This is a genomic window from Streptomyces sp. NPDC025618, assembly GCF_055558795.1.
The window spans coordinates 118,599-145,081 of record NZ_JBVHLW010000009.1; the positions used below are offsets into that span (position 1 = coordinate 118,599).

Consider the following 26,483-nt stretch of genomic DNA (forward strand, 5'->3'; position numbering starts at 1 on the left):
ATTCCCCTCAGATGCTCCTCCTGGACCACCTCAACTGACCGCAAACTCACGGCACTTGACTCAAACCGCGCGGCCCCGTCGCCTTGATCCCCAAGGAGGCGACCTCGGCGGCGAGTGATCCGGAGCCGGGCACCGCGTTACGCCCGGGCGTCGCCGGTGGCCGTGCATCGGGTGCCGAACCATGCCCTGATGGCCTCCGCCGTCGTGCGCGCGTGCCGCTCGGTCATGCTCCAGTGGTCGCCGGGGACGTCCACGACGGTGTGCGGCACGGGCCAGGTCGCTCGCCACTCCCCCGCCCGCGCCCCGGACCCGCCGGGGGCGGGCGGCCGCGGTGGCGGTTCGGTGGCGCGGAGCAGCAGGGTGGGGACGTCGGTGGGTTCCGGGTGCCAGCCTCGGGCGATACGGGTGTAGGCGCCGAGGGCGGCCATGGACATGTCGTCCACGGCGGTGTCGAACCGCTCGCCCAACTGCGAGGGGATGCGGGCGGGCAGGGCGAGCAGCCACGGCGCGTTCTCGAGATCCGGGGTGACGTGGTAGGTGTCGATGAGGACGAGGCCGAGCGGTGGTGTGCCGGTCGCCGCGAGCCGTGCGGCCACCGCGTGCGCGGGGCAGCCTCCCATCGAGGAGCCGAGGACGGCGTACGGGCGGTCGCCGAGGTGCTCGCGCACGGTGCCGGCGTGCAGGTCCACGAGGGTCTGCCAGTCGGCGGGGACGGCGTCGCCGTGCCGGACGCCGGGGTGCTGGATCTCGAGGACGTCCCGTTCGCCGTCGAAGGAGGAGGCCAGCGTGGCGTGCCAGGGGCCGCCGAGGGCGGGTGAGAAACCGGGGAAGCACACGAGCGCGGGGCCGGCCGCGCCTTCGGCCAGTTTGAGGGGCGCGAGTTCGTGCCGGGCGCTGTCGGCGTGGCCGAAGGCGGGCAGGGCGAGCGAGGCGGTCACCAGCAGGTGCATGGCCGACACGACGTCGCCGGTCTCGCACACGCGCCGGTAGAGGGAGGCGAGGCCCTGCGGCGGCCGTGCCGTTCCCCGCACGCGGGAGTCCCCTTCGGGCAGGGCTTTGGCCGGCTCCCCGCCGAGATGACCGGTCAGCTCCGCGTCGAGGTGACCCGCCAGCTCCGCGGCGCTGGGCCGGTCGAACACGACGGTGGCGGGCAAGGGCAGGCCCGTGAGCGCGCTGAGCCGGTTGCGCAGCAGTACCCCGGTCAGGGAGTCGAAGCCCAGCTCGGTGAAGGGCCGGTCCGGGGCGACGGCGGACGCGCCGGCGTGGCCGAGTACGGTGGCGACTTCCTCACGCACGAGTGCGAGCAAGGCCGGTGCCCGGTCGGACGCGGGCAGCGCGCCGAGCCGTTCCCGCCATGCTCCGGCCTCGGGCCCGGAGCCGTCACCCGCCCCGGCCGCCGGGCGGGCCGTGCGCACCAGCCCGCGCAGGAGCGCAGGCAGCGGCTGTCCGGCGGTGGCCGCCCGGCGTGAACGGTCCAACAGCAGGGGGGCCAGCACCGGTTCGCCGCTGCCCAGCGCGGCGTCGAACATCGCCAGCCCCTGTGCGGGGGAGACGGTACGCAGCACGCCGTCCAGGGCCCGGCCGGGAGCGGCGGTACGCGCCGCCATTCCCTCCCCGCCCGCCCACGGACCCCAGGCGAGCGAAAGCGCCGGCAGGCCGAGGCCGGCGCGGTACCGTGCGAGCGCGTCCAGGAAAGTGTTCGCCGCCGCGTAGTTGGCTTGGCCCGCGGCGCCCAGCAGCCCGGCCGCCGAGGAGAACAGGACGAAGTGCGAGAGGGGCAGATGTTTCGTCAGCTCGTGCAGATTCCAGGCCGCGTCCGCCTTCGGCCGCAGCACCGCGGCCAGCCGCCCGGGTGTCAGGGCCTCCAGCACGCCGTCGTCCAGGACCCCGGCGGCGTGTACGACAGCGCTCAGCCCGTGTGCGTACGTCCGCACGACGGCGGCCAGCCGGGAGCGGTCGGCGGCATCACACGCGACCACGTCCACGCGGGCGCCGGACTCCCGCAGTTCTGCCCGCAGTTGTCGCGCGGCCGGCGACCGGAGACCATGGCGGCTGACGAGGACGAGGTGGCGGACCTCGTGCCGGCTGACGAGGTGCCGGGCCAGCAGGCTGCCGAGTGCTCCGGTGCCGCCCGTCACCAGGACCGTGCCCTCTGCCGGGAAGCCGCGCCGTGCCGGTTCGGTGGTGGCCAACCGCGGTACGCGCACGGCGCCTTCGGCGAGGGAGAGCTGGGGCTCCCCGGTGGCGACGGCGGCGCGCAGCAGGCGCAGGGAGTCGGGCCGGCCATCGGTGTCCACGAGCGCGAGACGCCCGGGATGTTCCGCCTGCGCGGCACGCACCAGGCCCCACACCGCGGCGGCCGGGAGGTCCGGCGCGGCGGCGGTGGCGCCGCGGGTCACCACGACGAGACGCGATCCCGGCGCGGCCGGGGCGGACAGGCGGGTCTGGAGCACGGCCAGGGCACGGGCGGTCAGGGCATGGGTGTCCGCGACCGGGCCGGCGGCCGAGGAGGGGCCGGACAGGGAGACCACCACCGCCCCAGGTGCGTCCGACGGTGCGGGAAGCACGGAGCGGAGGCCGAGGTCGTCCGGTTCCGCCACGGACAAGAGCGGCCCGTCGCCGCCCGCCGCGACGCCGGCCCAGCGCAGGCCGTACAGACCCCCGGCCGCGCTCTCGGCCATGGCACCGGTGGATTCCGGTACGGGCCGGGTGATCAGCGCGTCCACCCGGGCCACCGGCCTTCCCGTGGGGTCGGCGAGGTCCACGGTGACCGTGTCCGGACCGGTGGTGCGGATGCTTACGCGCAGCGCCGTGGCACCCACGGCGTAGAGGCGCATACCGCGCCAGGCGAAGGGCATCCGGGCGGGACCTGCGGTGGGAGCGGCGAGCAGTGCGGCGTGCGACGCGGCGTCCAGCAGGGCGGGATGGAGGCCGTACCGGCCGGCATCGGCGCTCGTCGCCCCGGGCAGGCGCACCTCGGCGAAGACCTCCTCGTCCGGCCCTCGCCAGACGGCCGTGACGCCGCGGAAGGCAGGGCCGTACGTGTGACCGGCGTCGGCCAGGCGCTCGTAGGCGCCTGTGAGGTCCATGGGCACGGCGCCCGGAGGCGGCCACTTTGAGGCGCCACGGCCGCCCTGTCCGGCGGCCGGGCCGAGCCGCCCGGTCGCGTGACACGTCCAGGCACCCAGCGGGCCCGACTCCCGGGGTCGGGAGTGGACGTCGGCGGTGCGGCGGCCGGAGGCGTCCGGTTCACCGAGAACCACCTGCACCTGGAGCCCGTCACCGGTGCCGGGCACCGGCAGCGGGGTCAGCAGCACGAGGTCCTCGACGACTTCCAGCCCGCACGCCTCGCCCGCGTGGATCACCATCTCGGCGAACGCGGCAGCGGGTACGAGCACTTGCCCGGCGATGACGTGGTCGCGCAGCCACGGCTGGGCCGCGGTGGAGAGGTGGCCGGCGCACAACAGGCGTTCCGTGCCCGGGACGGTGGTCGTCGTCCCGTTCAGCAGAGGATGCCCGTCGCCGGCCGGTGCCGGAGCGGCGGTGTCCTCCAGCCAGTAGCGCTGCCGCTGGAAGGGGTAGGCCGGCAGGTCCGCCCGCCGTGCGCCGCTGCCCGCGTACACCCGGGGCCAGTCCACCGGCAGACCGTGTGTGTGCAGTCGGCCGAGCGCGGCCAGGACCGCCTCCGGCTCCGGCGCGCCGGCCCGCGTGGTGGCCGTGAACACCAGGTCCTCGTGCTCCCCCGCGACGCCGGCCAGGGCAGCCGCCGCGAGCTGCGCGTCCGGGCCCACCTCCACGCAGGCGGTCACCCGCTCGTCGTTCAGAAGGTGTTGCACCGCGTCGCCGAACCGTACGGCTTCGCGGGCGTGGCGCACCCAGTACGCCGCCGAGCGCAGGTCGTCCCCCTCGGCCTGACGCCCTGTCACGGTCGATACCACCGGGATGCGCGGCTTCCCGTAGCTCACGCCCGACGCGATGCGGCCGAACTCGGCGAGCATCGGTTCCATCAGCGGTGAGTGGAAGGCATGCGCGGCCCGCAGCCGCGTGGTGCGGCGTCCGCGCGCGGTGAACCGGGCGGCGACGGTGCGTACGGCTTCCTCTTCCCCGGAGAGGACGACCGACCGGGGACCGTTCACCGCCGCGATCGCCACGAGGTCCGCCCGATCCGCCAGTTCTTCCGCCGCCTCGCCCTCGGTGGCCTCCAGAGCCACCATGGCGCCGGCACCGGGTAGTTGCCGCATCAGCCGGCCACGGGCCGCGACCAGCTCCACCGCTGCCGGCTCCGACAGGACGCCCGCGACGTGGGCGGCTGCCAGCTCGCCGACGGAGTGCCCGGCCACGGCGTCCGGCCGCACCCCCCAGGACTCCAGCAGCCGGAACAGGGCCACTTCATAGGCGAACAGCCCCGCTTGCGCGAAGTCCGTCCTGTCCAGCAGCGCGGCGTCCGCGGTGTGCTCCTCCGCCCACAGCACGGCGCACAGGGGCCGCTCCAGGTCTCCGGTGCCGTCGAACCGCGCGCACAGGGCGTCGAAGGCGGCCGCGAACGGGAGGAACGCGCTGTACAACTCCCGCCCCATGCCGGGTCGTTGCGCGCCCTGGCCGGAGAACAGCATCGCCTGCCGCCCCGCAGGTGCGCCCGCTTTCACCCCGGAACCGGTCGCCGCCAAGGCGTCGAGCGCACTCAACAGCGCCGCGCGGTCCCCTCCGGTCACAGCCGCCCGGTGTGCGAGTGCCGCCCGGGTCGTCGCCAGGGAGAACGCGACGTCCAGCACGGACAGCCCGGGCCGCTCCCGCATCAGAGCCGCCACCTGCCCGGCCCGCGCGCGCAGGGCCCGCGGATCCGCGCCCGACAGCAGCAGTGGTGGCACCGCCCTCCAGGGCTCGGCAGCCACCTCCGCGAGGGGTTCCTCCGGCGCCTCCTCCAGGATGACGTGGGCGTTGGTCCCGCCGATGCCGAACGCGGACACCCCGGCCCGGCGCGGGCCGCCGGGCCGGGCCGGGCGCCAGACCTCCTCGCGCGTCAGGAGCCGTACGGCGCCCGCCGACCAGTCCACGCGCGGTGACGGCTCCTCGCAGTGCAGAATGCGCGGCAGCCGTCCGTGGCGCATCGCCAGGACCGTCTTGATGACACCGCCGACACCGGCCGCGGCCTGCGTGTGCCCGATGGCGGACTTGAGCGCCCCGAGCCACAGCGGCCGGCCTTCGGGCCGATCCCGCCCGTACACGGCCTGCAACGCCTGGGCCTCGACGGGGTCGCCCAGCGCGGTACCGGTGCCGTGCGTCTCGACCGTGTCGATGTCGGCCGGGGACAGCCCGGCATCGCCCAAGGCCCGGCGGATCACCTCCTGTTGGGCCGGGCCGTTCGGCGCGGTCAGGCCGTTCGACGCGCCGTCGGATCCGACGGCCGAGCCCCGGAGCACGGCCAGCACCGGATGGCCGTTGCGCCGGGCGTCGCAGAGGCGCTCCAGCAGGACCACGCCGACACCCTCGGCCCAGCCGGTGCCGTCGGCCCCGGCCGAGAACGGTTTGCACCGGCCGTCCGGCGCCAGGCCGCGCAGTCTGCTGAACGCGACGAACGGCGCCGGGGTGGCCATCACCGTGACACCCCCGGCCACGGTCAGCGAGCACGCACCGGACCGCAGCGCCTGTACCGCCGAGTCCATCGCCACCAGCGACGACGAGCAGGCGGTGTCCACGGTCACGGCGGGCCCGCGCAGGTCCAGCGCATGGGCGATCCGGCCCGAGGCCACGCTGCCCGCCGAGCCCAGGGCGAGATGCGCCTCCAACTCGTGCGGGCCACGGTGCAGGAGACGGCCCGCGTAGTCGTCGTGCATCACGCCGACGAAGACCCCGGTGTCGCTGCCGCGCAGGGCCGTCGGGTCGATACCGGCCCGCTCCAGGACCTCCCAGGTGGTCTCCAGCAGGAGCCGCTGCTGCGGGTCGGTGGCCAGCGCCTCCCGCGGGGACATCCCGAAGAAGGCGGCGTCGAAGTCGGCCGCCCCGCGCAGGAAGCCGCCACGGCGGGTGACGGACGTGCCGAGCCGGTCGGGGTCGGGGTCGAAGAGGCCGGGCAGGTCCCAGCCGCGGTCGTCGGGGACGTCCGAGGTCGCGTCGGTCCCGTCCGCGACGAGCCGCCACAGGTCCTCGGGCGAGGCCACGCCGCCCGGATACCGGCAGGCCATCGCGACGACGGCCACCGGCTCCGCCGAGGGCGTACGCGCCCCGCCGCTGCCGGGACGGCCGCCCGGGGCCGGGTGACCGAGCAGCGCGGCCCGCAGGAATTCCGCCACGGCGGCGGGCGTCGGATGGTCGAACACCAAGGTCGCGGGCAGTTCCAGGCCGGTGACCGCGCCCAGCCGGTCACGCAGCAGCACGCCCCCGAGGGAGGTGATCCCGGAGGCGGTGAAGGACCGGCCCGGTTCCAGCTCCCGCTCCGGCACCCCGCTCGCGTGCGCCGTCGCGGCGAGGACGAGGCGCAGCACGGCGCCGTACCGCGCGGACGAGGTCAGCTCCGCCAGGATCCGGCGCAGGGCGGAGGACGTGGCCTCGCGCTCCGGCCCGAGCCGTTCGGCCAGTCGGCGGGCCAGCGCCAGGCGGTCGGTCTTGCCGGAGGAGGTACGGGGCACGGAGTCGGTCTCGTACACCTCGTCGGGCACCTTGAAGCCCGACAGCCGCTCCCGGCACAGAGCCCGTACCCGGTCGGTGTCGACACCGCGCCGCGGGCCGGCGACCACGAACGCGACCGGCACCTCGCCCAGCACGTCGTGCGGCCTGCCGACGACGGCCGCGTCCACGACACCGGGGCAGGCGAGCAACACCTGCTCCACCTCGACCGGGTTGATGTTCTCGCCGCCGCGGATGATCAGTTCCCTGACCCGGCCGGTGACGCGCAGACCGCCGTTCGGGACGCGGCGGCCGAGATCCCCCGTGCGGTACCAGCCGTCCTGGAGCGCCCGGGCGGTGTCGTCCGGGCGGCCGTGATACCCGAGCATCAGGTTCGGGCCGCGGACCCGGATCTCCCCCTCGTCCCCGTCGGCGACGTCCTCGCCACCGGACGGATCGGTCAGCCGCACCTCGACACCGGGCACCGGCAAAGCGTCAGGGCCTTCGAGCCGGTCGGCAGTGATCTTCCCGCAGGTCTCGGTGCTGCCGTAGCCGTCGAGCAGCGGAGCCCCGAGCAACTCCGCCACGTCCGCCCGCAGTTCCGGTGGACACGGCGCGCCCGCGGTGACGCACAGACGCAGGCCGGCCGGCGGCCGGGAGGCTTCCCGGGCCGCGCTCGTGAGCAGGCGGTAGGTGGCGGGCACACCGGCCACGATGGTGAACCGTTGTTCAGCGAGCGCCTGCGCGACGCTCGCGCCCCGGTCGAGGAGGTACGCGCTCGCGCCCACGGCCACCACGCCCAGCAGGCACAGCGAATGGGCGTAGGCGTGGAACATCGGCAGCGGCCACAGCAACCGGTCCTCCGCCTCCAGGCCCCACAACGGGACGTAGGCCGCCGCCACGGACCACAGCGCGGTGCGCTGGCTGGAGACCACGCCCTTGCTCCGCCCGGTCGTACCCGAGGTGTAGAGGATCCAGGCCGCCTCGTCCAGGCCGAGGTCGTCCCGGGGCGCGCGTCCCGGCTCCGACCTGGCGAGCCGTTCGAAGTCGTGCGTGCCCACGGCCGCTTCGCCCGCGCCCGCGCCCGCGCACGCCACAAGGATCCGCGACCGCAGCCGTGGCCGTTCGGCCGCCAGCCGCAAGATGCGCGGGATCAGCGCTTCCTCGGTGACCACCGCGACCGCCCCGCTGTCGTCGAGGAAGTGCGCGAGCTCGGCGTCCGCGGCCCCGGGATCGACCGGAACGCCCATGGCTCCGGCTCGCAGAACCGCGAGGTAACTCTCCACCGCCTCCACCCGGTTGCCCAGCAGGAGCGCCACCCGGTCACCCCTGCGGACCCCCAGCATCACCAGGTGGCCCGCCAGACGGCCGGTCCGCTCCTCCAGCTCCTTGTACGTGACGCCCCGGTACGCGTCCTGGAACGCGATCTTCTCTCCCGCCCGTGCGGCGTGCGCCTTCAGCACACCGGGCAACGCGCGGATCAACTCACTGCGGATCTCCGTCATCCCCACCCCTCCGGCCGCCGTGACCGACATGGGTGCCCGGCGCGGTGACATGACCCCAGTCGCGTTCGCTGCCGAGATTCTCCAACCACCGGTCAGAGTCGGACACCCGTCAGGGACACCGCCGTTCGGCCCGATCCAGCCCACTGGGTCAGCGCCGGCACCCGGGCCTGACGGCGCTGGCCGGGGCCGGCCGCGCGGATGTCGTCCGCGACACCAACGGCGAGCGGCTCTTCCGCCACCGCCCCGGCCCCGACCACCGCCACTATCTGCTGTGCACCGAGTGCGGCCTCAGCCTGCCCGTCGAATCCGGACCCGTGGAGAAATGGGTGGACCGGATCGCCCGGGCCTCCGGGTTCGCCGATATCCGGCACGCCGTCGAGCTGTCCGGGGTCTGCCCGGACTGCGACCGGAAGGCCGGTCAGGCGCGGACACCCTGAAGATCAGTGGTCGTCCCAGTGCCCGTCGTGCTGGGCGTGCCGGTGCCCGTCGTGGACGTAGTCCATGTGATCGCCGTGCGGCACGGCGACGTGGCCGCACCCCGGCCGGTGCTGGTGAGCGTGGTCCTGGTGGACGGTGTGGCCGGCGGGCTCGCACTCGTCTGTGTGGTCCTCGTGCACGCGGTGCAGGTGTCCGTCGTGGACGTAGTCGACGTGGTCGCTGTGCGGCACGGCGACGTGCCCGCACCCCGCACCGTGCTGGTGGGTGTGGTTCGCGTGAGAAGTGTGCGCGCTGGTCGGCATGGCGAAGCCTTCCTTCTCCCCCACTTGATCGGATCCGTCCGACGGGAGAGCCGACCCTTCCAGTGTCAACCGCGCCGGGGTATCGCGAAAGTCGCCCGCGCCGGATGTCAGCCGTCCCACCGGGCCGGTCCCGGCGGGACGGCTGACGTCCGGGCTCATGCCCGGGCCGCCACCGGCCCGTGGTCGTGCTCGCACGCGGTGTCGTCCAGGCCGTGGGTGTCCCAGGCGGGGAAGGGGTCGGACCATGACGTTCCCGGCTCGTCCGGCCGTACGAGGCACGCGGTCAGCGCCTGTCGCAGCGCCTCCGGGCGCAGCTCCGTGCCGATGAAGACGAGTTCCTGGCTCTGCCCGCCCGGCTCGCGGGCACCGGCGGGCTCGAACCGGGCCACGGCCCCGGCCTGTGACCACAGCCCCGTCACCCGGTCCCGCCCGGCCAGCCGGAAGAACCCCTTGGAGCGCAGCACTTGGCCGTAGGCCCCGGAGTCGAGCTCCTCGGTGACGAACCTCCACAGCCGTTCGGGGTGGAAGGCCCGCTCGGCGCGGAAGACCGTGGAGGAGATGCCGTACTCCTCGGTCTCGGGGGTGTGGTCACCGTTGAGTTCCCTGACCCACCCGGGCGCCTGCTGGGCGCGCTCCAGGTCGAAGAGGCGGGTGCCGAGGATCGCCGCCGGGGCGACCTCGCCGTGCCGCGCCGGCACAATGCGGGCGGCTGGATTGAGACGGGCGAGCGCCGCCCGGAGCCGGTCGGCATCCACCGCGTCCACCAGGTCGAGCTTGTTGACCACGATGACGTCGGCGAACTCGACCTGGTCCATGAGGAGATCGCTCACCGTCCGCTCGTCGTCCTCGTACTGGTCGAGGCCGCGCTCCGCCAGGCCGTCGCCGGCCGCGAGCTCGGGGAGGAAGTTCGCGGCGTCCACGACGGTGACCATGGTGTCGAGCCGGGCGAGGTCGCCCAGGGTCGCGCCGTCGTCCCGGGCGAAGGCGAACGTGGCGGCGACGGGCATCGGTTCGGAGATCCCGCTCGACTCGATGAGCAGGTGGTCGAAGCGGCCTTCGCGGGCCAGCCGGTCGACTTCCTCGAGGAGATCGTCCCGCAGGGTGCAGCAGATGCAGCCGTTGGTCATCTCGACCAGCCGCTCCTCGGTCCGCGACAGGGCGCCTGCTCCGCCCCGGACCAGCGCGGCGTCGATGTTGATCTCGCTCATGTCATTGACGATCACGGCGACGCGCAACCCGTCGCGGTTGGCGAGGACGTGGTTGAGCAGGGTCGTCTTGCCCGCTCCGAGGAAGCCGGACAGGACGGTCACCGGCAGCCGTCGATCAGCCATGGCCGTCAGCCCTCCGGGTGCAGCAGCCCGCGCTCGTACGCCTTCACCAGGCGCTGCGGCACCAGGTGCACGGCGCCTTCCACGGTGACGGGCACCAGGTGGGGCGTGCTCGCCTTCCACTGGGCGCGGCGGTGTCGGGTGTTGGAGCGGGACATCTTCCGCTTGGGCACGGCCATGGGAACCTCCGTCGTCGGTACGTGCCGCCACGTTATCTGAAAACGGAAACCATTACCAAGTGGACCCCTGCCCGAGTCCAGCGCCACCACCGACCGGGCCCAGGCATGGATCGACACAGCAACTGACGCCCGCCTGAACGGTGTTGACCCGATCGTTTCTCTGCGGCCCCTCGCCCAGCACGGCGAAGCGAACAGGAAACCGGCCCCGCGCGGGCCGGCAGAGAAGACCAAGAACCGGCCCCTCGGCACCCGACGCCTCCCGGCGCGGACATGCAAAACGCCCCCTGACCTGGAATTTCTCCCAGATCAGAGGGCGTTTTCACCTGTCGGGACGGCGGGATTTGAACCCACGACCCCTTGACCCCCAGTCAAGTGCGCTACCAAACTGCGCCACGTCCCGGTGCTCGTCCGGCTCGGGTTCGTTCCCTCGCCGACCGCGCACGAGAACAATACCGCACTTCAGCGGGTGGGCGCGCACGGGTTTGCGGGGGTCTGATCGTCGGCGGGGGCTTGACCTCAAGCTTGGTCGAGGTCGCACGCTGATCAACATGACGACATCGACCGCCACCACCCCTGTCTTCACCTATGCCGACCTCCCCTGGCTCATGACCCTGATGAGCGGCGACGAGAAGCACGGGCCCGCCGCGACCTCGACGCTCGACGCGCTCTGGGTGCTCTACGACCGCGTGCTGCGCATCTCCCCGGAGCTGCGGGAGGCGCCGGGCCGGGACCGGTTCCTGCTGTCCAAGGGGCACGGGCCCATGGCGTACTACGCGGTGCTCGCCGCCAAGGGCTTCTTCCCCGTGGAGTGGCTGAGCGGGTTCGGGGGGTACGAGTCGCCGCTCGGGCACCACCCGGACCGGATGCTGATACCGGGCGTGGAGATCGGCAGCGGGTCGCTCGGGCACGGGCTGCCGCTGGCCGTGGGGACCGCGCTGGGGCTGCGGGCGCAGGGCCTGGGCGCAGCCACGGTGTGGGTGCTGATCGGGGACGCCGAGCTCGACGAGGGCAGCAACCACGAGGCCCTCGCCTACGCCGGGGCCACCGGGCTCGACACGCTCCACACCTTGATCATCGACAACACCTCGGCCACCCACGGGTGGCGCGGCGGCATCGCGTCCCGCTTCGAGGCCGCCGGGTGGTCCACGGCCACCGTCGACGGCCGTGATCATGACGCCCTGCACGCGGCCTTCACCGCGCCGCACCCCGGCAGGCCCCACGCCGTGGTCGCCCGCGTCGCCCCCAAGAACGCCTGAAGCCCAGGAAGGCATCCCCGATGGACACCATGCGTGAGCGTTTCACCTCCACCCTCTCCCAGCTGCTCGACACCGATCCCCGCCTCGCCCTCGTGCTCGCCGACATCGGCGTGGCCGGGTTCGCGGACGCCCAGCGCGCCCACCCCGACCGCGTGATCAACGTCGGCATCCGGGAGCAGCTGCTCGTCGGCACGGGCGCCGGGCTGGCCCTGACCGGGATGCGGCCGGTGCTGCACACCTTCGCCAGCTTCCTCGTGGAGCGGGCCTTCGAGCAGGTCAAGCTGGACTTCGAGCACCAGGGCACCGGCGGGGTGCTGGTCAGCACGGGCGGCTCGTACGACTGGCCGGCCGGTGGCCGTACCCATATGGCGCCCGGGGACGTGGCGCTGCTCGACACCCTCGACGGCTGGACCGTGCACGTCCCCGGCCACCCGGACGAGACGGAGACCCTCCTGAAGCACGCGGTCGCCGCGGGGGACGACCGGGTGTACGTACGGCTCTCGGCCCACGCGAACACGGCGGCCCGGCCGGTCTCCGGCCTGGGATTCCACACCGTGCGCCAGGGACGCGGCGGGGTGGTCGTCGCGGTCGGGCCGATGCTGGACAACGCGCTGGCCGCGGTCGAGGGGCTGGACGTGACCGTGCTGTACGCGGCGACGGTGCGGCCCTTCGACGGCGTCGCGCTCCGGGCCGCGCTCGGCGGGCGGGCGGAAGGGGCCGACGTCGTGCTGGTCGAGCCCTATCTGGCCGGTACGTCCACAGCGGCCGTGAACGACGCTCTCGCCGATCTGCCGCACCGCGTGCTCGGCCTGGGCATCGGTCGGCGGGAGCTGCGCCGCTACGGCTCGATCGACGAGCACCTGAAGGGGCAGGGCCTGGACCCGCGCTCACTCCGGGACCGGATCGTCTCCTTCCTGAACCGCTGAGGGCGAAGGAGGGTACGCCGATCGGTCCGATGAATCGATGAGCGGACCGCACCCGTCCCCCTCGCCTCACCCGTGGCGGGGGCGGCGGGCGGTTCCGCGCCGGTCGGGCGCGGTGTTGACCCATGACCCGTCCCCCGTGCAACCATCGGGCCGACCCGCGCATCACCGCAACTCCCCCGCCCCAGGAGGACAGTTGGACACCCCCGGCCCGGTCGGCGCATCCGTTTCCTCTCTCTCCGCACTCTCCCGGCGCAGATTTCTGCAGGCCGCGGCCGGTACGGCGGCCGCCGCGGGCGTCGCCGCCACCCTCCCCTCCGACGTGGCCGCCGCGGCGAGCCCCCACGCGCCGCGCGCCGCCCTGTCCTTCACTGCCGCGACCAACGGCTCCGCCTCCCTCTCCCCGGCCGGTGACCGGGTGATCGCCGAGGTGCAGAACGTCCTGTGGTCCGTCCCCCGCGCCGGTGGCGAGGCCGTGGCGATCACGCCCGCCGATCTCGAACCCACCCGCCCGGTCCACTCCCCCGACGGCAGGACGCTCGCCGTCTGCGCCTATCGCGGCGGCGGCTTCCACCTCTGGACGCTGCGGCCCGACGGTTCCGGGCTGCGGCAGCTCACGGACGGGCCGTGGGACGACCGCGGGCCCGCGTGGTCACCGGACGGCACGCGGATCGCGTTCGCCTCCGAGCGCGGCGGCGACCCGGTGGCCGGGAGCCCGTACCGCGTGTGGGTGGTGGACGTGCGGACGCGCACGCTGACCCGGATCAGCGGCCTGGCCGGCCAGGACGGGCCGTGGCAGGACGGCGCGTGGGAGGACTTCGACCCGGTGTGGTCGCCGGACGGCAAGCGGCTGTGGTTCGTCCGCGGGCGCGTCGCGGCCGGTGGGCTGGAGTCGCGTACGGTCGTGTCGGTGGCGTCCGACGGCCGGGGGCCGGTGCGCGTGGAGCACACCGAGACGGCGGCCGCGCAGGTGATGACCCCGGCCCTCTCGCCGGGCGGCAGGCTGGCCTATCTGCGCACGACGGCGGCGCCCGCCGCGTCCTGCACGCTCGTGGTGGACGGCACGGCCGTGCCGGTCGAGGGGGACGTGGAGCCTGTACCGCCGCGGTGGGTGTCGCGGGAGGAGCTGCTGCTCACGGTGGGCGGCCAGTTCCGGATCATCCGGCCCGGCCGGGGGGACGCCAAGGCGCCCGCGGCGGTCGCCACCATCCCCTTCACCGCGAAGCTGCCGCTGGACCGGCCCCGGTACCGAGTCAAGCGGTACGACTTCGAGGCCGGCGGTGTGCACAAGGCGCGTGCCGTGCATCTGCCCGCGCTGTCACCCGACGCCCGGCAGGTGGCGTTCGTGGCGCTCAACTCCCTGTGGATCGCGGAGGTTTCCGGCGGCCGGCCGCGCAAGGTCACGAGCGCGGCGTCCACCCGCTATCTGCTCGCGCCGGCCTGGACCCGCGACGGGAAGGCGCTGGTCTACAGCGACGACCGCGACGGGCTGCTGGCCGTCCGGCGCCGTGACCTCGCCTCGGGCGAGGAGACCCTGCTGGCCGACGGCGGCCGCGTGCTCCCGGCGCTGTCGCCGGACGGGACGCGGCTGGCGAGCCTGGACATGTCGGGCAATCTCGTGGTGCGCGATCTCGCCACCGGTACGGACCGGGTGCTCGCGGCGCCCCTGGGCGCGGGCGGGCTGCCCGGCAGGCCGAGCTGGTCACCCGACGGCCGCCATCTCGCGCTGTGCGACCGCAACCGGCTCAACCAGCGCTTCCGCGAGGGCTACAACCTCATCCGGGTGCTCGACACCGCCGGCGGCGGCAGCCGCCTCCACGCCCTCGCCCCGCACGCCTCGCTCGCCGACCGCTACGACTCCGGCCCCGTCTGGTCGCCGGACGGCCGCCACATGGCGGTGATCCACGAGTCGGCGCTGTGGCTGCTGCCCGTGCGCCCCGACGGGACGCCCGAGGGCGAGCCGCGCCGGCTGACGGACGAGGCGGCCGACCACCCGTCGTGGTCCGCGGACTCCCGGCACATCCTGTATCTGTCGGCGGGGCGGCTGCGGCTGCTGGACGTGGCGGGCGGATCGGCCCGTACGGTCCCGGTCGCGCTCGACTACCGGCGTCCGACACCCGCGGACACGGTCGTGCGCGCCGGGAGGTTCTGGGACGGCACGGGCGAGGCGGTGCGTGAGGACGTCGACCTCGTGGTGCGCGACGGGCGTGTCGCCGCCGTGGAGCCGCACCGGCCCCGGCGCCCCGCCCTGCGCACCGTCGACGCGTCGGGGCACACGGTGCTCCCCGGCCTGTGGGACGCGCACACGCATCCCTGGCAGAGCACCTACGGCGGGCGGCAGACGGCGCTCCAGCTCGCGTACGGGATCACCACGGCGGTCTCGCTCGGCGGCTTCGCCTACGAACAGGCCCGGATCCGCGAGGCCGTGGCGTCGGGGGCGCTGGCCGGGCCCCGGCTGCTGGCCACCGGTGAGCTGCTGGACGGGGCGCGGGTCGCGTACAGCATGGGCCGCCCGCACCGCACCCGCGAGGGGCTGCGGAGGTCGCTGGAGCGCGGGGCCGGGCTCGACTGGGACTTCGTCAAGACGTATGTGCGCGCGCCGGGCTGGGTGATGGAGGAGGCCGCGCGGTACGCGCACGACCGGCTCGGGGTGCGGGCGGGCAGCCACCTCTGCTCGCCCGGCGTACAGCTGGGGCAGGATCTGACGACCCATCTCCAGGCAACACAGCGGCTGGAGTTCGGGCACGCGACGACGGCCACGGGCCGTGCGTACGAGGATCTGGTGGAGATCTACACCGGTACGGACTTCCATCTGATCGCCACGATCTTCACCTCTGTGCCGCTGCTCGGCGAGACCCCGGCGCTGGCCGCGGACCCGCGGGTGACGGAGCTGATGCCGCCATGGGACGTGGCGGTCGTGCGCGAGACGGCGAAGGCCGCGCCGACGGCGGACCAACTGGCCACGCTGGAGCGGGAGATCGACGTCTACCGCCGTGTCCTGTCCGGCGGCGGCATCGTCGCGCTGGGCACGGACGCGCCGCTGGTGCCGATCGGGCTGTCCCTGCACCTGGGCCTGCGGGCCCTGCACCGCTACGGCCTGTCACCGGCGCAGGCGCTGCGGACGGCGACGGCCCTTCCCGCACGGGCGTTCGGCGCGGAACGGGAGCTGGGCACGCTGGAGGCCGGGAAGCTGGCCGATGTGACGATCGTGGACGGCGACCCGTTCACGGATTTCGACACGCTCGTGCGCACGGTGTCGGTGCTGCGCGGCGGGATCCCGTTCGAGCAGGCGGATCTGGTGGGGGCGTACGGCGGCGCGGGCGACCGGGCGTCGCACGCGGCGCGCTCGCACGGCGAGTGGCTGGAGGTCGGGCGGCAGTTGCGCCGCGACTCCTGCTGCGACATGGAGCTGCCGCACTTCTGACGGGCGCGCGGGAACAGCCGGTCCCCGCGCACCGTGCCGAAGGGCGCGCGGGGAGCCGCCGGCTACTGGTTGATCTGGTAGGAGTCGCCGTAGACCTTCCACTTCAGCGGCGGGCGGAGGTCGAAGTTGCCGTTGTCGAGGAAGACGCGCTGCTCGGTGTCGATCCGGCTGGTGTCGCTGTGCGCCTCCTCCTTCTTCATGATCTTCTTGCGGGCGTCGAAGAAGGCGTTGAGGTAGGTCTTCTCGTCACCGCCCTGGGCCGGGGTCTTCGCCTTGGACATGGCAGCCTTGCGGATGCCGCCGAAGCTGTCCTTGCTGTCGCCGGGGCCGTGCATGACGATCGCGTCGTAGTAGACGAACTGGCCGAGGGTGCGCAGGCCGTCGGCCTTCGCCTGCTTGACGGCGGGGTCGAAGTACATGCGGTCGCGCAGGGTTTCCTGGGCGTCGCGGAACGCCTTGTCCTCGGCGGCCTTCTTCCAGGCGGCCTCGAAGGGCTTGCCGAGGCCGGCGTGCGAGTCGCTGCCGTTGGCCTTGCGGAGCGCGGGGAGGTACTTCGCGAGCGGGTTGTCCGGCTTCGTCTTGGTGTAGCCCTCGACGAGTTCGAGCATGTCGCCGGTGCCCGAGGTGAAGCCGATGATGCCGCCGGTGTAGCCGCGGCCGTCGTCGTAGGGCTCGATGTAGGCGAACTGCGCCCGCCAGTTCAGCGTGGAGTTCTCCGCGCTGGCCACCAGCTGCATCGCGATGTCCTTGGCGTGCGGGTCCTCCAGGCCGGCCCCGGCCCGGTCCGCCTGTATCCGGGCGGTGGCCGGCGCGGCGCCACCGGGGGCGGCGGCCGCCTGGCCGGCGCCCGCGAGAGCGAGCGAGGCCGGGACGGCCACGGCCAGTCCGAGCAGGGCGAGGCGGCTGGTCCTCTTCGAGGTACGCGTGGGCATGCGGCGGCTCTCCGTTTCCCGGTCAGCTGTCAGGAAGGTTTCCTGACGAATGACCGGCATTGAAGCGGGAGATCCACTTCCGCCACAAGAGGTGCGTTCCACACCAGAGCGGGAACGCGCCACTTCCGCATCAGGAGTCAACCGCCGTACTACGCGCCTACGGTGGCCTCCGCCTCGTCGGCCCGCTCCCGCACCGGCACGGGCCGGGTCACGACCGGGTGGAGCGCGATCGGCCGCCACCACGGGTCGGACGGCAGCGTGCCCGCGGGCTCGAAGGGCTGCCCGGGCCGCGGCGTGGCGACCCGCGCACCCTGGCGCTGAGCTGCCGCGACGGAACCTTCGACGGGCTCCTCCCAGGAGTGCGGCGCGAGATTGAAGGTGCCCCAGTGGATGGGCAGCATGACGCCGCGCGCGGCCTCGCCCTGGAGGTCGAGATGGGCGCGCATGCCCTCTTCAGGCGTCATATGGATGTCTGGCCAAAACTCGCTATAGGCACCGATCTGCACCATCGTCGCGTCGAACGGCCCGTACTGGGCGCCGATGTCCGCGAAGCCCGGGAAGTAACCGGTGTCCCCGCTGTGGAAGACGCGGTGCCCGGGACCTGTGACCACCCACGAAGCCCACAGAGTGTGCTGGGTGTTGCGCAGCGCCCGGCCGCAGAAGTGCCGTGCGGGGGTGGCGGTGAGGGTGAGGCCGCCCACCACGGTCGACTCGTGCCAGTCCAGCTCGGTCACGCGGTCGGGTCTGACGCCCCAGTGCTCCAAGTGGGCGCCGACGCCCAGCGGCACGGCGAAGCGGACGCCCGTACGGGCCAGGGCCCTGACCGTCGCCATGTCCAAGTGGTCGTAGTGGTCATGGGAGATGACCACCACGTCCAGCCGCCCGATCTCGGCCAGCGGCACCGGCACCGGGTGCAGCCGCCTGGGGCCGGCGAACGCGAACGGTGAACAGCGCTCCGACCACACGGGGTCGAACAGCACCCGGTGGCCGTCGATCTCCGCGAGCACGCTGGAGTGCCCGAGCCACGTCAGCCGCAGCCCGGAGGCGGCGGGGACGGCCAGGTCGGCGATGGTCGTGGGGTGGACGGGCACATTTCCGGCGGGGGTGCGCCGGGCCCGCTCCTCCTTGCGGAAGTAGGTCGGCAGGAACTTCAGCAGGGAGCCCGAGGGGGTGCGGTCGGCGGCCACGGGGTTGGTGAACACCCCGTCGGCGAAGTTCGGCGACCGCCGGATGCGCTCCATCCGCTCCCCGGCAGGGTCCGCCCCGAACGCGGCCGGGCGCAGAGCGTCGAGCGGTGAGCTTTTCGGGCGGAAGCCGGTCACGGCACCTCCAAGGAGAAGCGGGCAGGTCACGCCATTATCTGCCCGGAGCACCGGCGGCCGGTGACCCCCTCCCGACGTCCCGGCCGCGCCCGCGCGAACTCCGCGTGCCGCCGCCCGGGCCCACCCCCGACAGAGGCCCGGACGGCGGCAGCGGAAGCCGCCCCCCGGTGCCCCACTGTGCAGGGTCGCGGCCCCGGCCGCACGTGATTTTTCCATGAACATGCAGAGTGTGGCCCGGCTCAGAGCCCGCTCACCCGGAGGGTGACGTTCAGCCGCCCCGACAGCCCGAGCGCGGGCGGCGCGGTGTCCGGCAGGGTGCGCGGCACGCCGTGGAAGGCCAGGCGCGCGGGGCCGCCGAAAACGAAGAGGTCACCGCTGCGCAGCTCGACGTCCGTCCAGGGCCGGTCGCGGCCGCTCGCGTTGCCGAACCGGAAGACGCAGGCGTCACCGAGGCTGAGCGAGACCACCGGCGCGTCGGCCCTCTCGTCGCGGTCCTGGTGCATGCCCATCTTCGCGCCGGGGCCGTAGAAGTTCACGAGGGCGACGTCGTACGGGGGCACGTCGGCCGCCGCCGAGCCCCAGGCGTCGGCGACGGCCGCCCGCGCGAGCTCGCCCAGCCAGGGCGGGAACGGCTTCACGGGCGCGCCGTCGCCGTCGACGACGGTGCGGGCGTAGCCGTAGGGGAACCAGTGCCGGCCGAGGCAGACCGTCCGTACGGACATCTCCCCGCCACCCGGCATCCGCACGGTCCGCAGTCCGGCGGGCGGCCTGGCCCACTCCCGGCAGGCGGCGAGCATCCGGGCCTGCGCGGCGGGGGTCAGCCAGCCGGGCAGGTGGACGGCGCCCGGGGCGATCTCGGCCCGGGGGCGGGGGAAGAGCGCGTCGTCCATACCGCCAGCGTAGGTCGGCGCCCGGCGGGGGCTCCGCCGCGAAGGCGCGAGCGGAGGGCTAGTCCGTGAGCAACCGCTGCCGCAGCCGCTCCCGCGTCGTCCCGGTGAGCCCGAGCCCCTCGGCGAGATAGCGGTCGGCCGTGCCCCATGTCTCCTCCATCGCCGTGAACGCCGCGGCGAGGTACTCCGCGCGCGCCTCGAACATGGGCGACAGCAGCGCCGTGATCTCCGGCGGCTCGGCCGGTCGCGGCTGCCGCATCCGGTAGCGGCGGTGCGGCGCGTTCGACTCCAGGTAGTCCGTCTCGATGACGTCGCGCGGCACCCCGAGCGCGAGCAGGGTGATCGCGATCGCCAGCCCCGCCCGGTCCTTCCCGGCGGCGCAGTGCATGAGGACGGGCACGGCGTCCTCGGCGATCATGCGCAGGACGCGGCCGTGCTCGGCGGTGCGGGTGGTGACGATCTCGCGGTAGCTCGCACACATCCGGTCCGCGCCCCTCGTGCCGGCCATCACCTCCCGCAGCCGTTCGAGGTCCCCGGCGCGGACCAGTTTCCAGAACTCGGCGCCGTACGCGGGGTCGCTGAGCGGGATGTTGACGTTCCGCACGCCGAGCAACTCGGCGTCGGGGCCGTCGAGCTCGATGTCGGCGGCGTTGCGGAAGTCGAAGACCGTGTGCAGGCGCAGGGTGCCGAAGAAGTGCCGGTCCTCCTCGGTCGCGTGGGCGAGGTGGCCGCTGCGGAAGAGGACGCCGGGCCGTACGCGCCGCCCGTCGGCGGCCGGAAGGCCGCCCAGATCGCGGAAGTTGCGGACCCCCGCCGGCTCGGGCTCGGTGGACGGGACATGCGGCGTCTGCGTCACGGGCGCTCCCAGGTTCGGCCGTCGACGCTGCTCGTCGACGAGGCGACGAGGCGACTTTACGACAGCGGTCATACGGTCCATCAGCCGTCGTGGACACCCGCGCCGACGTATTCCGCCTGGCGCGATTTTGCCGGGGTGGGATACATCACTGCACGTCAACCCCTGGTTACGGTGGCGTAAGTCACTCCCGAAGGTGAAAGATGTGCTGACGTGGCAGACGATTCGCAAGCATTCAGCAAGAGCACGATCGGGTCGTACGCAGCCGTCGGGGACAGCTTCACCGAGGGCGTCGGGGACCCGGGGCCGGACGACGCCTTCATCGGCTGGGCCGACCGGCTGGCGGTACTCCTCTCCGACCAGCACGCCGAGCACGCCTTCCGGTACGCCAACCTCGCCGTCCGCGGCCGCCTCCTCGACCAGATCGTGGAGGAGCAGGTGCCCCGGGCGAAGGAGCTCAGCCCGGACCTCGTGACCTTCTGCGCCGGGGGCAACGACATCCTGCGGCCGGGCAGCGACCCCGACGACGTGGCCGCGCGCTACGAGGCGGCCGTCGCGGACCTCGCCGGTTCGGTCGGCACGGTGCTGCTGTGCACCGGCTTCGACACCCGCGGCATGCCGGTCCTGCGCCATCTGCGCGGCAAGATCGCGACCTACACCGCCCACGTCCGCGCCATCGCCGACCGGCACGGCTGCCCGGTCCTCGACCTGTGGTCGCTGCGCTCGGTCCAGGACCGGCGGGCCTGGAGCGACGACCGCCTCCACCTGTCGCCGGACGGGCACACGCGCGTCGCGCTGCGCGCCGCCCAGGTGCTGGGCCTGGAGGTGCCCGCCGACCCGGACCAGCCGTGGCCCGACGAGGGGCACCGCTCCCCCGCCGAGGTGCGCCGCGACAACATCCACTGGGCGCGCGAGCACCTGGTGCCGTGGATCGGCCGCCGGCTGCGCGGCGAGTCCTCGGGGGACCACGTGGAGCCCAAGCGGCCCGACCTCCTGCCGCTGTAGTCCACCCGGCGGGTCAGCGGGGGAGCCGCCCGTGCGGCAGGTCGGCCCAGACGACACGGCCTCGGCCGCTGTCGTCGGGCCGGACCCCCCATGCCTTCGACAGCACACCGACCAGCAGCAGCCCGCGCCCGCTCTCCTCGTCCGCGCCACTGCACCGCGCCCGCGGCTCCGTCGAGGTGTGCCCCTGGTCGGTGACCTCTATCCGTACGTGCGCGCCGCTCAGGCGCAGTTGACAGCTGACCTTTTCGCTGTCCGTGTGCCGGACGGCATTGGTGAAGAGTTCCGAGACCACCAATTGGGCGTCATCGCACGCCACTTCGTCGATTCCCCACTCCCGCAGCTGCGCGGCGACTCGTCTGCGCGCCTCCGCCACCGAGGTGTTGAGAGCCGGGAAGTGAAAGGCGTCCTGGAGACGCGCGGCCATGGAACTGCCGTAGCGTCCGAGCGAAGGTGCGTCATGGGAGGGGACCACTCCGCAACTATGTGCGATGCCGGTCATGTGTGGCAAGGTTCAATCTGTAATTTGCAGAATCGTCAGGGCAGTCTGTGCGCTCCGGAGGGCGCATGGCACACTGCGGGCATATGACAGCCGCTGACGGCACGGAGGGGGAACAACAGTGGCGGACGCGCGGCCGGCAGGCGCCCCGACCGTCCTTCGGGTCGTACTCGGCAAACGGCTTCAGGACCTCCGGGAGAAGGCCGGTCTGTCCTATGAGGACGCGGGCCGCGCCCTCGATGTGACCCATGCCACGATCCGCAGAATGGAGAAGGCCGAAGTCGGCCTGAAGCTCCCCTATGTGGAGAAATTGCTGTGCGTCTACGGCGTCGCCGAGCCGGAAGAGGTCGAGAGCTTTCTCTCCCTCGCCCGCGAGGCCAACCGCCCCGGCTGGTGGCACCGTTTCCGCGATGTCCTCCCCGAATGGTTCAGCGCCTTTGTGAGCCTCGAGGGAGAGGCCAATCTCATTCGCGCGTACGAACCGCACTACGTCCCCGGCCTGTTGCAGACCGAGGACTACGCGCGCGCCGTGCTCCGCGCCGGGATGCCGCACGCGCCCGCCGCCGACATCGACCGCGCGGTCACCGTCCGCAGACAGCGCCAGTCGCTGCTCACCCAGGACGGCGCGCCCCTGCTCTGGGTGGTGATGGACGAGACCGTGCTGCGCAGGCCCATCGGCGGACCGGACATCATGCGCGCGCAGATCGCCCGGCTGATGGAGGCGACCGACCTGCCGAACGTCCGGCTCCAGATCATGCCGTTCGCCGCCGGGCCGCATCCGGCGATGTACGGACCGTTCCACATCTTCCGGTTCCCGCTCGCCGAACTGCCGGACATCGCCTACGCGGAAAACCTGGTCGGGGCCTCCTACTTCGACCAGCGCGACGATGTCTCGGCCTTCCTGGAAGCGCTGGACCGCATGTGCGCGCAGGCCGCGCCGGCACACACCACCAAGGCCGTCCTCGGTGGCATTCGTAAGGAGATCTGAACCATGGATCGCATATACAACGGCATGCCTGCCACCGATCTCGGCACCGAGGGGTGGAGCAAGCCGTGGAGCGGCGGCAACGGGGGAAGTTGCGTCGAGGCCATGCGGCTGGGGGACGGCCGGGTCGCCCTGCGCCAGTCCACCGATCCGGAAGGCCCGGCGCTGATCTACACGCACCACGAAATCGAAAGCTTCATCAGAGGAGCGAAGGCCGGCCAGGCCGACTTCCTTCTCGCGGGAACGAGTGTGAGCTGCGAATGAATGAGCACGGTGTGAGCGAGCGGGGCTTCTCGGCCGAGGAAATAGACACCAGCAGGCCGCATCCCGCGCGCATGTACGACTACTACCTCGGCGGCTGGGACAACTACGAGGTCGACCGGCAGGCCGCGGAACACGTCATCCAGGTGCACCCGCAGGTGCGGCTTTCCGCCCGCGCCAACCGCGCCTTTCTCCACCGCGCCGTGCGCGATTGCGTGCGCGACGGCATCCGCCAGATCATCGACATCGGCACCGGCATTCCCACCTCGCCGAACACCCATGAGGTGGCCCACGAGAGTGCCGGGGACGTCCGGGTCGCGTACGTCGACAACGACCCGATCGTGGCGACCCACGCCGGCGCGAAGCTCACCGGCGCCGGGCACGCCGCGTTCGTCCTCGGTGACGTGCGCGAGCCGGAGGCCGTCCTGGCCCACCCCGTCGTGCGCGAACTCATCGACTTCACCGAGCCGGTGGCCCTGCTGCTGGTGGCCGTCCTGCACTTCGTGAAGGACGAGGAGGACCCGGCCGGCATCGTCGCCACGCTCGGCGCCGCGCTCCCCTCCGGCAGCCGCCTGGTGCTCTCCCACGCCACGGCCGAGCCGTACGAGGGCTACGCGGGCGGCTATACGGACGTCAAGGCACGGGACAGCGTGCTCGGCACGTACAAGAACGCGACCGCGGCCCTGAATCTGCGGGACCGCACGGCGATCGAGCCCCTCTTCGGCGACTTCGCGCTCCAGGACCCGGGCCTGGTGCGGGTGCCGCTGTGGCGCCCCGACGGCCCGGTGCCGAGCGCGGAGGAGCTCAACAGCACGATCTTCTACGGCGGGGTGGGGCAGAAGCCCTGACGCTTCCCGGGCCGCCGCGGCCGGGCGGGGAAATTCCGGGTTGAGCCGCACAACGGCGGGGCATCAGGCCATTACGCGGCCATTTCGGGCGCGCGGGGACACGGGGGTGGGCCCATGCGCAATCTCGGCACGGGCATCGGCTGGCGGCCCGGGCTCGCCGACACCCTCGCCCGGCTCCCGCCCCCCGACTGGGTGGAGGTCGTCGCGGAGAACATCGACCCCGCCCACCTCCCCGGTCCCGTGAGGCGGTTGCGCGCCCATGGCGTCCCCGTCGTCCCGCACGGCGTCACCCTCGGGCTCGGCGACGCGGACCGACCCGACCTCGCACGGCTGGCCGCCCTCGCCGAGCGCGCCGAGGCGCTCGGCGCGCCGCTGGTCACCGAGCACCTCGCGACCGTGCGCGCGGGGGGCCCGCGGACCGGCACGTCCCGCATGGAGGCCGGGCACCTGCTGCCCGTGCCGCGCACGCGCGACGCGCTCGACGTCATCTGCGCGAACATCCGCCTGGCCCGGCAATTCCTGCCCGTGCCCCTCGCGTTGGAGAACGTCGCCGCCTGTCTGCGCTGGCCCGGCGAGGAGTTCACGGAGGGCCAGTTCCTCGCCGAGGTGGTCGAGCGCACCGGGGTCGGGCTGGTCGTCGATGTCGCCAACCTCCACACCAACCACGTCAATCTGGGCCAGGACCCCGCCGAGACGCTGGACGCCCTCCCCCTGGAGGCCGTCGCGTACGTCCATGTCGCCGGGGGCGTGGAGGCGGACGGCATCTGGTACGACACGCACGCCCACCCCGTACCCCCGCCGGTGCTGGGCCTGCTCGCCGAGCTGTGCGCCCGCCGGCAGCCGCCCGGCGTCCTGCTGGAGCGCGACGACCGCTTCCCGGGCCCGGACGAGCTCGCGGCGGAACTCGCGGCCGTCCGCGCCGTGGTGACCCCGGGCTCCGGCCGTGTCTGACCCCGGCCTGGAGCAGGCCCGCGCCCGCCTCGCCCGGGACCAGGCCGCCCTGCTGGCCGCGCTCGTCGCGGGCGGCCCGCCGCCACGGGGCTTCGACCGGGCGCGGCTCGACGCGCAGCGCCGGATCCTGCTCGCCAAGCGGGCGGCCACCGTGGCCGGGGTCGCGCCCGGACTCCCCGCCGCCCTGGGCGAGGAGTTCCGCGGCCTCTTCCTCGCCTACGCCCGCACCCGGCCCCTCACCGGCGGATACCACGACGACGCCACCGCCTTCGCCGACCACCTCCTGGCCGCCGGCCTCCCCCGCGACCCCGGGCGCCGCCGTCGCCTGGCCGACTGGCGCGCGGCGCCGCGGACCCGTTTCGCCGCGGCTGTACGGGCCCTTCGGCCGCGTGCCGCGCCCCGCCCCGCCCGCCCGACACCGCGTTCCGCGAAAGGCACGTGACAGCATGATCACCGCATGGGCAATCGCACTCGCCGTCGCGACGGCCACCGTCGCACTCCCCTCGGCCCTGCTGCTCCGTTCACACCGCCGGGCGATCGCCCCGACACGCACCGGGAGCGGCACGCCGGGCCTGCTGGAGGTGGCGTACCTGACAGGCGGCCCGCTGCGGGTCGCGGATACGGTGATCATCGTGATGGCCGACGACGGGCGGATCACGGTGACCGCCGACGGCATGATCAAGGTGCTCAGCCCCGTCACGTACGACCCGGTCGAGCGCGCCCTGCTCAAGTGCTGCGGCGACCGCTGGTCCTGCACCATCCGCGGCGCCCGGATGGCGCTGCTGGGCGCGTCGGCCGTACAGGACATCCAGTCGGCGCTGGTGGCCGGGGGCCTGCTCGCGCCCTCCGGGCCCGACCCGGCCGGCCGCCGGGCCGGGCGACTGCACACGGCGGGCCTGACCGCCGCCACCCTCATGGCATCGGCGCTGCTCCTCGCCACGCGCACCTATCCGGTGCCTCTCGCCCTCCTCGCGTGCGTGGCCTGCGGCGTCGCGCTGCGCCTGGCGATCCGCGTCCGCTGGTCGAGGGCGACCCCGGCGGGCCGTCGCGCGGCGCGGGCCGCGCACCCGACGGGCCCCGCGGGCCAGGTCGCCCTCGAAGGCCCCTCGGCCCTCCCGGACGGCATCCTGCGCGACCAGCTGCTCCGGGCGGCGAAGCCCGAGCGGACGGACAAATCCTCTGGTACGGGCAGCGGCTTCGGGCCGATGTGCTCCTTTACGACGTGCTCGTCCCACGGCCACGTGTGCGGGTCGCACTCAGGGTGCGGCGGGGGGTGTGGGGGCGGTCCCTGAGCCGGCGGCGCGGACCTCACACCTGTCCTTGAAACCCTGGCTCGTCAGGCCGAGTGCCGCGTTCGTGCGGGAACGGAGGTTCTCCACCGCGACCATCGGCGTCAGCTCGACCAGCGCGGCGTCGTCGAGATGCCTGCGCAGCCTCTCCACCAGTCCGTCCGTGACGGTCGGCGGAGTCGCCGACATCGCTTCGGCGTACGCCATGACGTCCCGCTCCAGCGGGGTGTAGACCTCGCTCTCCCGCCAGCGCGGCACGTCGCGCAGCTTCTCGGGCGCCATGCCGTGCCGGTGGTGCTCCCAGTAGCCGAAGTCCATGCACCACGAACACCCGATGGACGCGGCCGAAGCCATCACCGCGAGCGCCTTGAGCCCCGGGTCGACCCTCTTCCACCGGCTCACCGCCAACTCGAACCCACTGGTGGCGAGCACGACGCGCCCGTTGTGCGCGTAGGCCATCACCGGGTCGAGAACCTTGCCGTAACTGCGCTCGCAGTACCACCGGATCAGCCGGACGAGAGGGGTGCGCCGGGGAGCGAGGGAAATGCGGGCCATGCCAGACCTCCGCGTCGTGTCGGTCGCTTCTGCCCGTACGACGGATGGCGCGGGGGGTTCCGTGACATGCCCGGCATCCGATTCCCCTGCGCGCCCGGGCGGGACGGGTTGAGGAGAGCATGCCACCGGCTGTGGTCA

18 protein-coding genes, 1 tRNA gene and 1 pseudogene are annotated in these 26,483 nt (G+C 73.6%); 9 read left to right on the plus strand and 11 right to left on the minus strand.

Going from position 1 to position 26,483, the window contains the following annotated elements:
- Positions 1–137: 137 nt before the first annotated feature.
- The 5 genes from ACZ4A5_RS11610 to ACZ4A5_RS11630 form a co-directional block, all read right to left on the minus strand.
- The gene (locus ACZ4A5_RS11610; protein ID WP_467581540.1) at positions 138–8,108 is read right to left on the minus strand and encodes an SDR family NAD(P)-dependent oxidoreductase; all 7,971 of its coding nucleotides are present in this window, start codon (positions 8,106–8,108) and stop codon (positions 138–140) included.
- A gap of 440 nt (positions 8,109–8,548) precedes the next feature.
- Complete coding sequence (locus ACZ4A5_RS11615) at positions 8,549–8,848, minus strand: hypothetical protein (protein ID WP_467581542.1); 300 nt, start codon at positions 8,846–8,848, stop codon at positions 8,549–8,551.
- A 155-nt stretch (positions 8,849–9,003) separates the two neighbouring features.
- Positions 9,004–10,179 carry a GTP-binding protein gene (locus ACZ4A5_RS11620; protein WP_467581545.1) on the minus strand — a complete coding sequence of 392 codons (1,176 nt, stop codon included), beginning with the start codon at positions 10,177–10,179 and terminating at the stop codon, positions 9,004–9,006.
- A 5-nt stretch (positions 10,180–10,184) separates the two neighbouring features.
- On the minus strand, positions 10,185–10,355 hold the full coding sequence (gene rpmF, locus ACZ4A5_RS11625) for a 50S ribosomal protein L32 (RefSeq protein ID WP_467581547.1): 171 nt from the start codon (positions 10,353–10,355) through the stop codon (positions 10,185–10,187).
- A gap of 326 nt (positions 10,356–10,681) precedes the next feature.
- Positions 10,682–10,755: transfer RNA gene (locus tag ACZ4A5_RS11630), tRNA-Pro, on the minus strand.
- A 148-nt stretch (positions 10,756–10,903) separates the two neighbouring features.
- Here ACZ4A5_RS11630 and ACZ4A5_RS11635 point away from each other — a divergent pair.
- From ACZ4A5_RS11635 to ACZ4A5_RS11645, 3 genes are all read left to right on the plus strand, one after another.
- Positions 10,904–11,611 carry a transketolase gene (locus ACZ4A5_RS11635; RefSeq protein ID WP_467581549.1) on the plus strand — a complete coding sequence of 236 codons (708 nt, stop codon included), beginning with the start codon at positions 10,904–10,906 and terminating at the stop codon, positions 11,609–11,611.
- 20 nt (positions 11,612–11,631) lie between these two features.
- A complete protein-coding gene (locus ACZ4A5_RS11640) occupies positions 11,632–12,537 on the plus strand; it encodes a transketolase family protein (RefSeq protein WP_467581551.1) in 906 nt (301 codons plus the stop codon).
- A 193-nt stretch (positions 12,538–12,730) separates the two neighbouring features.
- On the plus strand, positions 12,731–15,958 hold the full coding sequence (locus ACZ4A5_RS11645) for an amidohydrolase family protein (protein WP_467581553.1): 3,228 nt from the start codon (positions 12,731–12,733) through the stop codon (positions 15,956–15,958).
- Positions 15,959–16,020: 62 nt separating this feature from the next.
- On the opposite strand, the gene ACZ4A5_RS11650 is transcribed toward ACZ4A5_RS11645, so the two are convergent.
- The 4 genes from ACZ4A5_RS11650 to ACZ4A5_RS11665 all read right to left on the minus strand — a co-directional run bounded on the left by ACZ4A5_RS11650 (position 16,021) and on the right by ACZ4A5_RS11665 (position 19,958).
- The gene (locus ACZ4A5_RS11650; RefSeq protein WP_467581555.1) at positions 16,021–16,890 is read right to left on the minus strand and encodes a chitosanase; all 870 of its coding nucleotides are present in this window, start codon (positions 16,888–16,890) and stop codon (positions 16,021–16,023) included.
- 149 nt (positions 16,891–17,039) lie between these two features.
- Positions 17,040–18,212 (minus strand): MBL fold metallo-hydrolase, encoded by a 1,173-nt coding sequence (locus ACZ4A5_RS11655; RefSeq protein ID WP_467581557.1) that lies wholly within the window; start codon positions 18,210–18,212, stop codon positions 17,040–17,042.
- 239 nt (positions 18,213–18,451) lie between these two features.
- Positions 18,452–19,102, minus strand: a complete 651-nt coding sequence (locus tag ACZ4A5_RS11660) for an alpha-ketoglutarate-dependent dioxygenase AlkB family protein (RefSeq protein ID WP_467581559.1) — start codon at positions 19,100–19,102, stop codon at positions 18,452–18,454.
- A 58-nt stretch (positions 19,103–19,160) separates the two neighbouring features.
- Entirely contained in the window at positions 19,161–19,958 is a 798-nt protein-coding gene (locus tag ACZ4A5_RS11665; protein ID WP_467581562.1) for a tyrosine-protein phosphatase, read from the minus strand.
- Between the two features lie 210 nt (positions 19,959–20,168).
- On the opposite strand from ACZ4A5_RS11665, the gene ACZ4A5_RS11670 reads away from it, so the two are divergent.
- Positions 20,169–20,960, plus strand: a complete 792-nt coding sequence (locus ACZ4A5_RS11670) for an SGNH/GDSL hydrolase family protein (RefSeq protein ID WP_467581565.1) — start codon at positions 20,169–20,171, stop codon at positions 20,958–20,960.
- Positions 20,961–20,973: 13 nt separating this feature from the next.
- On the opposite strand, the gene ACZ4A5_RS11675 is transcribed toward ACZ4A5_RS11670, so the two are convergent.
- On the minus strand, positions 20,974–21,384 hold the full coding sequence (locus tag ACZ4A5_RS11675; RefSeq protein WP_398868636.1) for an ATP-binding protein: 411 nt from the start codon (positions 21,382–21,384) through the stop codon (positions 20,974–20,976).
- Positions 21,385–21,577: 193 nt separating this feature from the next.
- Here ACZ4A5_RS11675 and ACZ4A5_RS11680 point away from each other — a divergent pair, with 193 nt between their 5' ends.
- The 5 genes and pseudogenes from ACZ4A5_RS11680 (at position 21,578) to ACZ4A5_RS11700 (ending at position 25,793) form a co-directional block, all read left to right on the plus strand.
- On the plus strand, positions 21,578–22,444 hold the full coding sequence (locus ACZ4A5_RS11680) for a helix-turn-helix domain-containing protein (RefSeq protein WP_467581568.1): 867 nt from the start codon (positions 21,578–21,580) through the stop codon (positions 22,442–22,444).
- 3 nt (positions 22,445–22,447) lie between these two features.
- Entirely contained in the window at positions 22,448–22,705 is a 258-nt protein-coding gene (locus tag ACZ4A5_RS11685; protein WP_116214726.1) for a DUF397 domain-containing protein, read from the plus strand.
- Entirely contained in the window at positions 22,702–23,550 is an 849-nt protein-coding gene (locus ACZ4A5_RS11690; RefSeq protein ID WP_467581573.1) for an SAM-dependent methyltransferase, read from the plus strand. Before ACZ4A5_RS11685 ends, ACZ4A5_RS11690 begins: the two co-directional genes overlap by 4 nt.
- A gap of 114 nt (positions 23,551–23,664) precedes the next feature.
- A pseudogene (locus tag ACZ4A5_RS11695) lies at positions 23,665–24,943 on the plus strand (MbnB/TglH/ChrH family RiPP precursor modification enzyme).
- 4 nt (positions 24,944–24,947) lie between these two features.
- Positions 24,948–25,793 carry a TIGR04222 domain-containing membrane protein gene (locus ACZ4A5_RS11700; RefSeq protein ID WP_467581576.1) on the plus strand — a complete coding sequence of 282 codons (846 nt, stop codon included), beginning with the start codon at positions 24,948–24,950 and terminating at the stop codon, positions 25,791–25,793.
- Here the strand turns inward: ACZ4A5_RS11700 and ACZ4A5_RS11705 are convergent.
- Positions 25,758–26,345 (minus strand): carboxymuconolactone decarboxylase family protein, encoded by a 588-nt coding sequence (locus ACZ4A5_RS11705; protein WP_467581578.1) that lies wholly within the window; start codon positions 26,343–26,345, stop codon positions 25,758–25,760. The two genes, ACZ4A5_RS11700 and ACZ4A5_RS11705, sit on opposite strands and share 36 nt — an antisense overlap.
- Positions 26,346–26,483 lie beyond the last annotated feature (138 nt).